This is a genomic window from Aurantimonas sp. A3-2-R12, assembly GCF_036016755.1.
In the GTDB taxonomy this organism is placed as follows: Bacteria; Pseudomonadota; Alphaproteobacteria; order Rhizobiales; family Rhizobiaceae; genus Aurantimonas; species Aurantimonas coralicida_A.
This window is the reverse complement of record NZ_JAYXIH010000066.1, coordinates 1-11,500: the sequence shown is the minus strand read 5'-3', so window position 1 is coordinate 11,500 and position 11,500 is coordinate 1. Positions and strand designations below refer to the sequence as shown.

Annotated in this window: 9 protein-coding genes and 5 pseudogenes; 9 read left to right on the top strand and 5 right to left on the bottom strand. The window is 61.3% G+C overall.

The features are described 5' to 3' along the window. From VSX60_RS20855 to VSX60_RS20845, 3 genes and pseudogenes are all read left to right on the top strand, one after another. A pseudogene (locus VSX60_RS20855) lies at positions 1-91 on the top strand (IS5/IS1182 family transposase); the annotation flags it as partial. A 165-nt stretch (positions 92-256) separates the two neighbouring features. After that, the gene (locus tag VSX60_RS20850) at positions 257-2,752 is read left to right on the top strand and encodes a heavy metal translocating P-type ATPase (RefSeq protein ID WP_327626172.1); all 2,496 of its coding nucleotides are present in this window, start codon (positions 257-259) and stop codon (positions 2,750-2,752) included. After that, positions 2,749-3,249 (top strand): glycosyl hydrolase family 65 protein, encoded by a 501-nt coding sequence (locus VSX60_RS20845; protein ID WP_327626171.1) that lies wholly within the window; start codon positions 2,749-2,751, stop codon positions 3,247-3,249. Before VSX60_RS20850 ends, VSX60_RS20845 begins: the two co-directional genes overlap by 4 nt. On the opposite strand, the gene VSX60_RS20840 is transcribed toward VSX60_RS20845, so the two are convergent. Then, positions 3,210-4,357 (bottom strand): IS3 family transposase gene (locus VSX60_RS20840; RefSeq protein ID WP_327626170.1). Its coding sequence is split into 2 segments (ribosomal slippage): positions 3,210-4,099 and positions 4,099-4,357, totalling 1,149 coding nucleotides; the frame shifts between segments, so codons are not numbered across the junction. The two genes, VSX60_RS20845 and VSX60_RS20840, sit on opposite strands and share 40 nt — an antisense overlap. A gap of 53 nt (positions 4,358-4,410) precedes the next feature. Here VSX60_RS20840 and VSX60_RS22650 point away from each other — a divergent pair. The 5 genes and pseudogenes from VSX60_RS22650 to VSX60_RS20815 all read left to right on the top strand — a co-directional run. Continuing rightward, positions 4,411-4,512: pseudogene (locus tag VSX60_RS22650) on the top strand (IS3 family transposase); the annotation flags it as partial. Between the two features lie 140 nt (positions 4,513-4,652). After that, positions 4,653-5,222: pseudogene (locus tag VSX60_RS20830) on the top strand (IS3 family transposase); the annotation flags it as partial. Between the two features lie 14 nt (positions 5,223-5,236). Beyond that, the gene (locus VSX60_RS20825) at positions 5,237-5,764 is read left to right on the top strand and encodes a Tn3 family transposase (protein ID WP_442873136.1); all 528 of its coding nucleotides are present in this window, start codon (positions 5,237-5,239) and stop codon (positions 5,762-5,764) included. 29 nt (positions 5,765-5,793) lie between these two features. Then, a pseudogene (locus VSX60_RS20820) lies at positions 5,794-6,024 on the top strand (ISKra4 family transposase); the annotation flags it as partial. Positions 6,025-6,202: 178 nt separating this feature from the next. After that, a pseudogene (locus VSX60_RS20815) lies at positions 6,203-6,390 on the top strand (ISL3 family transposase); the annotation flags it as partial. A gap of 190 nt (positions 6,391-6,580) precedes the next feature. Here VSX60_RS20815 and VSX60_RS20810 read toward each other — a convergent pair. The 3 genes from VSX60_RS20810 to metK form a co-directional block, all read right to left on the bottom strand. Beyond that, a complete protein-coding gene (locus VSX60_RS20810) occupies positions 6,581-7,444 on the bottom strand; it encodes a class I SAM-dependent methyltransferase (protein WP_327626169.1) in 864 nt (287 codons plus the stop codon). 8 nt (positions 7,445-7,452) lie between these two features. Then, the gene (locus VSX60_RS20805) at positions 7,453-8,346 is read right to left on the bottom strand and encodes an adenosine kinase (RefSeq protein WP_327626168.1); all 894 of its coding nucleotides are present in this window, start codon (positions 8,344-8,346) and stop codon (positions 7,453-7,455) included. Positions 8,347-8,628: 282 nt separating this feature from the next. Next, positions 8,629-9,816 (bottom strand): methionine adenosyltransferase, encoded by a 1,188-nt coding sequence (gene metK, locus VSX60_RS20800; RefSeq protein ID WP_327626167.1) that lies wholly within the window; start codon positions 9,814-9,816, stop codon positions 8,629-8,631. Positions 9,817-10,219: 403 nt separating this feature from the next. Here metK and VSX60_RS20795 point away from each other — a divergent pair, with 403 nt between their 5' ends. After that, complete coding sequence (locus VSX60_RS20795; protein WP_327626173.1) at positions 10,220-10,486, top strand: conjugal transfer protein TraD; 267 nt, start codon at positions 10,220-10,222, stop codon at positions 10,484-10,486. Between the two features lie 153 nt (positions 10,487-10,639). Here VSX60_RS20795 and istB read toward each other — a convergent pair whose 3' ends face one another. Next, positions 10,640-11,398 (bottom strand): IS21-like element helper ATPase IstB, encoded by a 759-nt coding sequence (istB, locus tag VSX60_RS20790; RefSeq protein WP_327626166.1) that lies wholly within the window; start codon positions 11,396-11,398, stop codon positions 10,640-10,642. Positions 11,399-11,500: the final 102 nt, after the last annotated feature.

Sequence of the window (11,500 nt, the reverse complement as noted above, 5' to 3'; positions counted from 1 at the left end):
GCGATCAATCGAAAGCGCAACGGCCTGGACGCTCATCGCCAGCATCCGAATGCTCACGAGGCGCATCGCAAGATATTGGATCTATTGCTGAACTTTTGAATCAGGCTCTGAGAGACGGAAAGGGCTGCGCGTGCAGCAGGTTACGACATGGCCACTTCAGGGCTCCTTCGCCTTTTTTGAGAGCGACCACGCGGCATGCGATTGACTGAGGTTGATAGACCTGACGCCTCAGTGGACCCCACGGGAGGGAGACGCGATGAAAACGAGCGTAATCGAAGTGGGCGACATGCTGTCAGTATGGAGCGTGGACGAAGTAGAAAAGCGGATTGGCGAGGTGCCGGGCGTTGAAAGCGTTACAGTAAATTACGCAGCGGAAAGCGCCACAGTCCGCTACGACGAAACCCGCCTCAAGGTCGCCGATATCAAGGCGTCCGTGCGCCAACGCAGCTATGATTCCACCGCGCCCGCCGCCGTTACGACGGACGAGGGTCATGAAGGCCACACGGCACCGGGCGTGCCACCTGCAACCTCCGCATCCGCTGCACCGAAATCAGCCCCGGACGCCGCTGTCGCCACGACCGCCGCTTCTACAGGAAACGAACAACAAGACAAAGTGATGCCGGCCGCAGCGCCGTCCACACCGGTAGCCGCCGCACCGAATCCTTCCCCGGCCGCGCCGGCGGCCGCCGCATCCGCGCTCACGTCGGCCGCGCCAAAATCGGCGCCGGTCGCGCAGCCCGACAAGCCCGGAGCGGCTTCCAACCATGTCGGCCACGGGAATCATGACAAGCACGAGGGCCACTCCCCCGCAATGTTCCGGGACCGCTTCTGGCTTTCATTCGCTCTCACCGTTCCGGTGGTCATCTGGTCGGCCCACATCCAGGAGCTTCTCGGCTACCGGGCCCCGGCGTTTCCCGGGTCGGACTGGATCGGCCCCGTGCTCTCCACGGTCGTCTTCGTCTACGGTGGCCTGGTGTTCCTGCAGGGAGCGTGGCGGGAGCTGCGGTCTCGACTGCCGGGAATGATGACCCTCATCTCGCTCGCCATCACGGTTGCCTTCCTATTCTCGTGGGTCGTTCAGCTCGGGTTGATCGATGCGAATGCGCTGTGGTGGGAACTGGCCACGCTAGTCACGATCATGCTCCTCGGCCACTGGATCGAGATGCGGTCCATCAATCAGGCCGAGGGGGCATTGAAGGAACTGGCGAAGCTCCTTCCGGACACCGCGACGCGGATCACCGACGGGGGCGAGGAGAAGGTCGCCGTCACCGCACTGGAGAACGGAGACCTCGTGCTGGTGCGCCCGGGCGAGAGCGTGCCCGCGGACGGCGTGGTGCGAAAGGGAGAGAGCGACGTCAACGAGGCGATGATCACCGGCGAATCCCGGCCGGTGAAAAAGCGGGAAGGCGACGAGGTGATCGCCGCCACGATCAATGGAGAGGGATCTCTGCGCGTCGAGGTCACCGGGACGGGAGAGAAGACCAAGCTCTCCGGCATCATGCGGCTCGTGGCCGATGCGCAGAAGTCCAAGTCCAGAGCGCAGCACCTCGCGGATCGCGCAGCCCGGCTTCTGACCGTCGTGGCGATCGCCGCTGCGGCCATCACCATCGTGGTATGGCAGTCTTTAGGAGCAGCCATCGACTTCTCCGTGGTGCGGATGGTGACGGTTCTGGTGATCGCTTGCCCGCACGCGCTTGGTCTGGCCGTGCCGTTGGTGGTGGCCATCTCAACGACGCTGGGGGCTCGCAACGGGCTTCTAGTGCGGGACCGGCGTGGACTCGAGGAGGCCCGGAACCTCGACACCGTGATCTTCGACAAGACGGGCACGTTGACGCTCGGCGAGTTCCGGGTCGTGGCCATGTCCGTCGCGGACGGGCTGGATGAGAACGAGGCGCTTCGGATCGCGTCCGGCATCGAATCCGAGTCCGAGCATCCGATCGCCCGGGGCATCGTGAAGACCGCAGAGGACAAAGGCATCGACGTTCCTGCCGCCGACGGCTTCCGCGCGATTACCGGCAAGGGTGTGGCGGCCATGATCGACGGCGCGGAATACCACATGGGCGGCCCGGCGCTCCTAAAGGCGGAAGATGTCCAGGTGCCGCCGGCGCTTCTGGAGGCCGCCGGGGCCGCGGCCGACCGCGGACAGGCCGCGATCTATCTCGTTCGCGAAGGCAAGGCCCTGGCCGTGTACGCCGTGGCGGACGCGATCCGCGAAGAGAGCCGCGAAGCCATCGCGGCGCTGCACGAACGGGGGATCCAGGTCGCCATGCTGACCGGTGACGCGCAGGCCGTGGCCGATGCCGTCGCCAAGGAACTCGGCATTGACACCGTGTTCGCGGAAGTGCTGCCCGAGGACAAGGCCTCCAAGGTCCGAGAGCTTCAGGCCCAGGGCAAGAAGGTCGCGATGATCGGCGACGGCGTGAACGATGCGCCGGCGCTGGCCACCGCCGATATCGGGATCGCGATAGGCGCGGGCGCGGACGTCGCCGTCGAGGCCGGGCACATCGTTCTGGTGAGATCCGATCCGCGTGACATCCCCCGGATCATCACCCTGAGCCGGGCCACATACCGGAAAATGGTGCAGAATCTCTGGTGGGCGGCGGGCTACAACATCTTCGCGATACCCCTTGCCGCCGGCGTCCTGGCGCCGTGGGGCATCTTGCTGACACCAGCCGTAGGCGCGGTGCTGATGTCGGCGAGCACGGTCGTGGTGGCGATCAACGCGCAGCTTTTGAAGCGCGTCAAACTATGAGTTCGTCGGCGGGTGGCGCGGCTCCGTCTTGTACGCTCTCGCCACGGGACCACGACGCTGTTCTGTTCGATCTTGATGGCGTCTTGACCAGGACGGCGAGCGTTCACGCCGCGGCCTGGAAGAGACTGTTCGAGGCGCTGCAAAGCGACGTGGCCGATATCCAGCAGGGAACCACCTCGGAAGGGGTGCACCTTGGAGCCATGGCGGGCAGCGTCGACCTGGTAGAGCGCGTATCCACCGGGATTGAAGTAAAAGGCGATGTTCTGCGGCTCAATCCGGAACTGCCGCAGGAAATGGATCGGCTTGATATGCGCATTCGCTATCGGGGGCATTCGCTCGACTTGCGGCTTACCCGCGATGCGCTCACGGTCCGCGGGCGTGATCGCGAGGCGGCGCCGATTTCCTTGAGCGTCGAAGGCAAGGTGGACTTGCCCCGCATTCGTGGAGAGGCATTGTTTCATTTGACGTCGGCGTTTTCGAACTGCACCGGGCTTTGATAGTCGAGTGCGGAGTGTCGCCTCACAGGGTTGTAGAATCCGTCTATGTAACGGGCAATGGCCTGCTCGGCGTCCTGTCTGGTTTGGAAACGGGTTCGCCAGACCAGCTCGGATTTGAGTGTCTTGAAGAACGTCTCGACCATGGCGTTGTCGTAGCAGTTTCCCTTGCCCGACATGGAGATGCGGATGCCGTTTTTGCGAAGTTCGCCCTGATAGTCCACGGCGCAATATTGGCTGCCGCGGTCCGAATGGTGGATCAGACCGGCCGCAGGCTGGCGCATGATCAGGGCCTTCCTGAGAGCCGACAGGGCCAAGGCTCGATGCAGCCGGTCACTGGTGGTCCAGCCGACAACACGGCGGGAGAACAGGTCGAGGACTATCGAGAGATATAGCCAGCCTTGCCTGGTCCAGATGTAGGAGATATCGACGCCCCACTTCTGGTCGGGCGCCTCGGCCTCGAATACCTGGTCGAGCAGGTTCGGCGCCACAGGCCACGAGTGTTCGCTGTCGGTGGTGCGCTTGAACCGGCGCTTCTGGCGGGCGACCAGGCCATTCTCGCGCATCAGCCGGGCTATGCGGCGACGGCCAACAGGATGACCGTCGTCCTGCAGTTCACGCGTCATACGCGGGCTTCCATAGGTGCCGCTCGATAGCTTAAATGCCGATCGCACATGGGCGAGCAGCACCATGTCGTGCTGCTGTCGGCAGCAGGCCGGTCGATCCTTCCAGGCGTGGAACCCGCTCGGGCTGACGTCGAGCACCTTGCACATGCGGTTGATGGGGAACTCTGCCTTCTTCGCATCGATGAACGAGAACCTCATCGACTTCCCTCTCTGGCGAAAAAAGCGGTGGCGCGCTTGAGAATATCGCGTTCTTGCCGAAGGATCTCGTTCTCCCGGCGCAGCCGGTTCAACTCGGCCGCGACATCTTCCGAACCAGCCTTCGGCGGCTCATCGATCAACCGGTCCCGGCTGCGACCTATCCAGCGCACCAGTGTTGACAGCCCGATCCCAAGATCGTCGGCGACCTCGCGCTGCGTGCGCCCACTGCTCTGCACCAGCCGAACGGCCTCGGCTTCAAATTCTTTCGTAAATCGTCTCTTTTGCATCGCGGAGTTCCTCGTCCTTCATTGGGAACCCTCCACTTTTCCGATGCAAGTCCAGTCCCAGAATGCATGCCGCGCTTCGTGCAGAAGGCGGGATAGCAAGCCGTGGGCGTGTCGCACGGCTGATGCGGCGTCACGGTATCCGTGCCCTTGCCGGCCGCCGGTTCAGGCCGTGCACGACCGACAGCCGGCACTATCTGCCGATCGCACCGAACCTTTTGAAGCAGGAGTTCGTCGCGGCGGCGCCGAACCGCATCTGGCTGGCCGATATCACCTATATCGCGACCGGCGAAGGGTNCGCCGGTTCAGGCCGTGCACGACCGACAGCCGGCACTATCTGCCGATCGCACCGAACCTTTTGAAGCAGGAGTTCGTCGCGGCGGCGCCGAACCGCATCTGGCTGGCCGATATCACCTATATCGCGACCGGCGAAGGGTGGTTGTATCTCGCTGCCGTGCTCGACCTGGCGACCCGAAAGATCGTTGGCTGGTCGATGCGCGACCACATGCGTACCGAGTTGCCGCTGGCCGCCTTGATGATGGCCGCGCAGCGGCAACGACCAGCCGAGGGCCTGATCTGCCATTCCGATCGCGGCAGCCAGTACGCATCCGAGGCGTACGGCAACCAACTCGCCGCAATGAAAGCAAAATCGTCGATGAGCCGAACGGCATGTTGTTACGATAATGCCCCCATGGAGAGCTTCTTCCACACTCTCAAGGTCGAACTCGCTCACCAACGGCGATGGTCGACCCGCGAGGACGCCAAACGCGAGCTATTCGCGTATATCGAGGGCTACTATAATCGACAGCGGATCCACTCCGCTCTCGCATATAGGACCCCGGAACAGGCCGAACGACAAATGGCCTAAACCCGTGTCCACCAATTCGGGGAAACATCACGTCGGCGATCCTGCGCCGGCTCGGAACCTACAGCCGCAAGAACCGGCTCTACTTCGCCTTCCGCGAGCTCGGCCGCGCGATCCGCACCGGCTTTCTACTTCGCTATATCGGATCGGTCGATCTCAGGCGCACGATCGGCGCCGCCACCAACAAGAGCGAGCACTTCAACCGCTATGCGCAGTGGGCGGGGTTCGGGGGTGGCGGGCTCGTGACCGCGGCGGCGCGCGACGAGCAGCGCAAGATGATCAAATACAACCACCTCGTCGCCAATCTGCTCATCTTCCACACGGCGATCGGCATGACGCGCGCGCTGGACGGCATCGCGGCCGACGGTTTCGGCGACGCGGTCAGCCCCGAGGGGATCGCAACGTTAAGTCCCTACCAGACCGGGCACATCAACCGGTTCGGGAACTACGTGCTCGATATGTCGATGCCGCCCGCGCCGCTGCCGTTTACGCTGCCACAGCGCCGACAGGCCAAGCGTCAGGCAACTGAAGCCGTCCATGTGTGAGGATTTGGTGCGAATCCTTGCCGTGGCCCTACTTGGTCCAGAACGCGACGTCGATTGTCGACTACTGCCATCGATATTGGTCCGGTGAACCGATTTCCAGTTCCCCCGCCGAAAGTGCTGCCAACAGCCTCGTCAATGCCCGCATGAACAAGAAGCGCCAAATGCGCTGGTCGCCGGTCGGCGCTCACCGGGTCCTTCAGGTCCGCGCCGCAGTTGCCGACGGCCGGCTCAAACAAGCCAAGTTTGCCCTTGCGGCTTGACCCTCACCTTTTTCCCGCTCCCCCAGGATGCATCGGCGACAACAGTGGGGTGCGCCAATCGGCGTTTCTGTGTGACCACCTCCATTGGGGCACAATCGTCGCCTTCAGGACCTGGCGGCACAGGCTCAGGAAGTGCGCTATTCCTTCGAGTTAACCGGTGGCGTTGCATGCACGCAGGCCGCCCGACCGACGCAGGGCAACGTTGAAGCCGACATCGCCCTCTACTTTGAGGCATTCCTCGCCCAAGCCTGGAAAGATGGCAATCGCTGTGGCCGATATCTATTCCACGACATCAAGCAGCGCGGTTACACGGGCAGTCTTTCGAATCTGGAACGGCTTCTTGGTGCCTGGAGGCGAGCGGATAGACCGAGCGGCGTTCATGCATGTGCCAGAGCTACGTCAGACCCAGACCTTCACAAATTCAAAGTGTCTGTCGTCGCTGCATGTTTATGGCGGCGACTTTGACGGCTGTGGCGTCAGCAGGAATCCACATGAATCGAATGACGCCGGTATTGACCCTTTCAAGGCCGGTCAAGAAGGAAATCCCGCAAGTTGATCAGGCGATCTGCAGATCTCTGCTTGGAAGTATCTTATCAATCGGCATCGCTTTTGCGACCTCTTCTGGCCGGGCGACATGAAGTTCCGCGAAATACCAGCCCGTCGTTTCGATACCGGTGGCATCGAGCCCCATCCCGTCCAGTTTGTCGAGCACCTGCTGGCGCTCTTCCGACGACGCGAATTGGCGCTGAGGGAAAACACCAGTCACTTTTTCCGTGACATAGCCGTGACGCGCCAGCATTTCCTCGGAAGCTCCGAAATCAAACATGCGCAATACGAAGTGCGCCATCCATGGACGACTGTCGAGGCTTGATCGCAGGAGCCGTTCCAGCGAGACCTCGCTGACATAGCCGACGCAACCCGTTGAAATGATGAGATCGGTGTTTTCAAGTGACGCGGCGTCCATTGGCGTCGGATCCGTCGTCTCGAGATTAGTCACAACGCCAGCGTCCAGCATTCCCACTTCGACCGCGTAGGAAACAGCGCGCTCGGCTAGATCAACGCCCACCATTTCGATCGCTGGATCCACCGGCGCGGCGTAGAGCTCACGATCACGTGCAAGAAGCGTCTCAGGATCGTTGATCTCTGCATACAGCCGGTAGAGCTCGTCCATGGATAGCCCATGCTTCAAAAGGGCACCATTGACCCCATAGGAACAGCCCAGATCAACGACTTTTGTGCTGTCGGATTTGGTGGCATTTCGCCGAGCTTCGATCAATTGTTGAAATCGTGGCTTTGCTTCCTGAGGTATCCGGTAGCCGAGTTCAGATAGCGTTGAAAAATAGATAAATGGATCAGGTTTGTTGTAAATGTCACTCATATTTATCTTGCCAGTATTATCGTAAGTCATATTGTCCAACATAACATCTCCTATGTTTTAGTCTTACCGTATTGCGATTGACGGAGCGCATTCACGCCCTGTGCGCGCGCAATAATCGTGTCGTCTCCAGTTCGCGTGCTTCCAACAGGACATGGAAACAGTTGCGGCTTTTGCCTTGCGCTGAAGTGGCCAATCACTCGGGCAGCCAGGACGGCCCCCGCAGTTCCGGCCTCCGCAGGGCTGGCGCCCTTGAGAAGCGCTGCGAGAAACCCCGCCGCATAAGCGTCGCCGGCTCCGGTTGTGTCGACCAAGCTGTCCACCGGCACCGCCGGAGTCCAAAATCGTGTGCTATTGCTCACTATGACCGATCCGCGTTCGCTGCGTGTCACGACGGCGAGCGGAACGTTCTCGGCAACATGATCCAGCATCGCCTCAAGATCGCTTTCGCCGGCTAGAACATAAGCTTCAGCCTCGTTGGCGAGAAGGATATCGCAATACTGATCGACGAAGCCGCGGATCTCGTCCAGGTGGCGTTCGACGCAACCGGGATCGGAGAGCGTCACCGCAATTCTGGCGTCCGCGGCATCTGCGCAATCGAGTGCAGCATCAATGACAGCCGGACCGTGCGGGGCGTCCCACAGATAACCTTCGATTAAGACGGTGCCGAAGCGCTTGGGCATCGAAGCGACGACGTCAGTGGCATCGAGTGACACTGAGGCTCCCAGAAAAGTGCACATCGTGCGCTCGCCATCTGGGGTGATGAGAACCAGACACCGGCCGGTGCCTTCGCCATCCGTCGCCGGCATGACACAGTGGTCGATGCCGATGGACCTGAGATCGCTCGCGAACACCTTGCCGAATTGATCCCTGGGCGGTTTTGCCGACAAAGCCGCAGGCCAGCCCCACATCCGCCATATGGGCAACAGTGTTGGCAACGCTGCCACCCGAGCTTTCCATCGCCGGTCCAAGATCTTCGTATAGCTGCCACACCGTGTTCTCGTCGAAGACGAGATGCATCACTCCCTTCTCCAGGCCATACTTGGTGAGTGTGGCTGCATCAACATTCACTAGAAATGTCGACAATGGCGTTGCCCACCCCGACGATATCCAGAGAGCGATCCGTCATGATCTGGATCCTTCGTGTGTTTATCAAATTATGCCGACCTGCATCTCAAGGCGCTTTAAGGCGCATCTCGAGATGCAGACCCCCGAACGTGGAAGCTGATTTATTCAGCGGCCTGAGCCGCACCACCGAACGTCCGCGCCAACTCGTCTGCGAGGCTCAAACGCTCCCAGGAGAAAGCTCCGTCGTTCTCCGCGGCGCGGCCGAAATGGCCGTAGGCGGCCGTTCGGGCATAAATCGGCCGATTGAGACCGAGTTGGGTTCGGATACCGCGCGGCGTCAGGGTGACCATGTCGCGCAGTGTTTCCTCGAGCTTCTCCGTGTCGACCTTTGCCGTGTCGAAGGTCTCGATATAGAGCGCGACCGGTTCGGCGACCCCGATGGCGTAGGCTATCTGGATCTGGCACTTGTCGGCCAGCCTGGCTGCGACAACGTTCTTCGCAAGCCAGCGGGCCGCATAGGCCGCGGAGCGGTCGACTTTCGACGGATCCTTGCCCGAGAATGCACCGCCGCCATGAGGCGCCGCGCCGCCATAGGTGTCGACGATGATCTTTCGGCCGGTCAGGCCGCAGTCGCCGTCTGGGCCACCGATGACGAAACGGCCGGTCGGGTTCACCAGAAGCTTGTCCTCCGGACAAGCCCACCCCTGGGGCAGTGCCCTGGCGATATAGGGTTTGACGATCTCACGCACCGTTGCCTGATCAAGCCCCTCGACATGCTGCGTCGAGACGACGATGGAATCGACGGCGACCGGCTTTCCGTTTTCGTAGCGCAAGGTGACCTGGCTCTTGGAGTCCGGGCCGAGGAACTGTTCTTGGCCGGCGCGTCGAGCCTCGGCCATGAGCTGCAGGATGCGGTGGGAGAAGACGATAGGAGCGGGCATCAACTCCTTCGTCTCGGTGCAAGCGTAGCCGAACATGATACCCTGATCGCCAGCGCCCTCATCTTTGTCCACGCCGCCATCGACACCAATCGCTATGTCAGCTGATTGCTCGTGCAGTTTCACGACGATTTCGTTGTTCTTCCAGTGGAAGCCGTCCTGTTCATAGCCAATGTCTCGTACGGCATTGCGGACACGTTCCTCGATACCCTTCAGCACATCGGAGGGACCGCGTACTTCGCCGGCAACGCATATGAAATTAGTCGTGGCCAGCGTCTCGCAGGCAACGCGTGATTGCGGATCGGCGGCCAGATACGCATCCACGATCTCGTCCGAAATACGGTCACAGACTTTGTCCGGGTGCCCCTCGGATACGGACTCGCTCGTGAACAACCGGCTGCGGTTCAGCATCATTTATCTCCTTTGTGTCCTTGCGCGCGGCGGCGGCACGATTGTCGGGTTGAAGTGAGACGCCGGGTCGAAGCCCGATCAATGTTCAACCACGCACACAGTTTAGATTTGCGCGAGAGAAGGCGTGAACCATCTCCGGCTCACATACCCATAGGTGAGACGTAGCAAGGACCTGCTCACGTTGGAGCAGCGGTCGGCTCGTTTCTCGATTTGCACGGCAGGAGGAATCTGACCGGCGGCGAACCGAAAACCTCTGGACCTGCCCTGAAAATGTTCAGGGCGTGAGGTTTTCTCCGCAGGCCAGCCAAAACTGGTTTGGTAGCCCGTAGAACCAACGCTAAGACAAAGCTGTCTGCGTTTCGCGGTTTAAAATGATTTTTTTTTGTGCTAACAGGCGCGGGAACTGAAGACCCGCAAGGTGCAACAACTCGGCGAATTGGTGATCGCCACCGGAGCCGATGCGTTCAGCGCCGAGGAGCTGGCGGGCGCGCTCATCGTGCTGGCTGAAACAACGGATGCCGGAAGGAGGGAGTCCTGGGCCAAGCGTGGGGCCGCGTTCTTTCGCAGCAAATCGCGGCGATCTACGAAAGCATCTGACCGCGACATTGGCGGCGCTCCGACGCAATCGGGCAGCGCGCAATCGGCATCAGGCGGCGCGGGCGCGGCATGACATGCGCACTTGGCAGGTCGAATGTCAACGGCGGAGTAAAATCCGGCCATTAGGCGGAGCAAAACCAGGCCACTTATGGCAGGCACATGAGCCCCCCGCTCGGGCTCCGCCCTCCCGGTGGTCTCATGTGCGCGTGGCGATTTTTGAGGTGTCTCAGCCGGCCTTTCGGGCGCGGCTTTGTGCGAGACGATAGCTGTCGCCATTCATCTCGAGAATATTGACGTGGTGGGTGATGCGGTCGAGCAGCGCGCCGGTCAGACGTTCGGACCCCAAGGTTTGCGTCCATTCGTCAAACGGAAGATTGCTGGTGATCAGGGTGGCACCCCGCTCATATCGTTGCGAGATCAGCTCGAACAGCAGCTCCGCCCCGGTCTTGGAGAGCGGCACGAAGCCCAGTTCGTCTATGATGAGGAGCTGGTAGGCGGCCATCTGCTTCTGGAAGCGGAGCAGACGCCGCTCGTCACGTGCCTCCATCATCTCGCTGACGAGAGCGGCGGCCGTGGTAAAGCCGACGGATAGGCCCTTCTGGCATGCGGCCAGACCGAGGCCGAGCGCAACATGGGTTTTCCCCGTGCCGCTGGGCCCCAGGGCGATCACGTTCTCGCGCCGCTCGATCCACTCGCAACGCGCCAGTTCCAGCACCTGCATCTTGTTGAGCTTCTGGATAGCGGTAAAATCGAAGCTTTCCAGGCTTTTGACGACCGGGAACCTAGCCGCCTTGATGCGGCGCTCGACCTTGCGGCGGTCCCGTTCGATCATCTCCCGTTCGGAAAGCCGGGTCAGATATCCAATGTGATCCACACCTTCGGTGGCGCATTGCCGGGCCAGCTTCTGGTACTCGCGCTGGAAGGTCGGCAGCTTGAGGGTTTTGAGATAGTGGGAAAGCAGGATCTCGGGGGCCTCATTGCTCATCAGGCAACCTCCCGCCGACGCTGGATCAGTTTAGAAGCTGAATGGGCGTTGGTTCCTGGCCGCCGTGGCGACAGCCTCGGTTGCTTGCCTCTCGAAGGCCCG

Bases quoted from the DNA above. Each gene is read 5' to 3' on its own strand.
- VSX60_RS20850 (WP_327626172.1), top strand. From the start codon at position 257: ATGAAAACGAGCGTAATCGAAGTGGGCGACATGCTGTCAGTATGGAGC.
- VSX60_RS20845 (WP_327626171.1), top strand. From the start codon at position 2,749: ATGAGTTCGTCGGCGGGTGGCGCGGCTCCGTCTTGTACGCTCTCGCCA.
- VSX60_RS20810 (WP_327626169.1), bottom strand. From the start codon at position 7,444: ATGTTGGACAATATGACTTACGATAATACTGGCAAGATAAATATGAGT.
- metK (WP_327626167.1), bottom strand. From the start codon at position 9,816: ATGCTGAACCGCAGCCGGTTGTTCACGAGCGAGTCCGTATCCGAGGGG.
- istB (WP_327626166.1), bottom strand. From the start codon at position 11,398: ATGAGCAATGAGGCCCCCGAGATCCTGCTTTCCCACTATCTCAAAACC.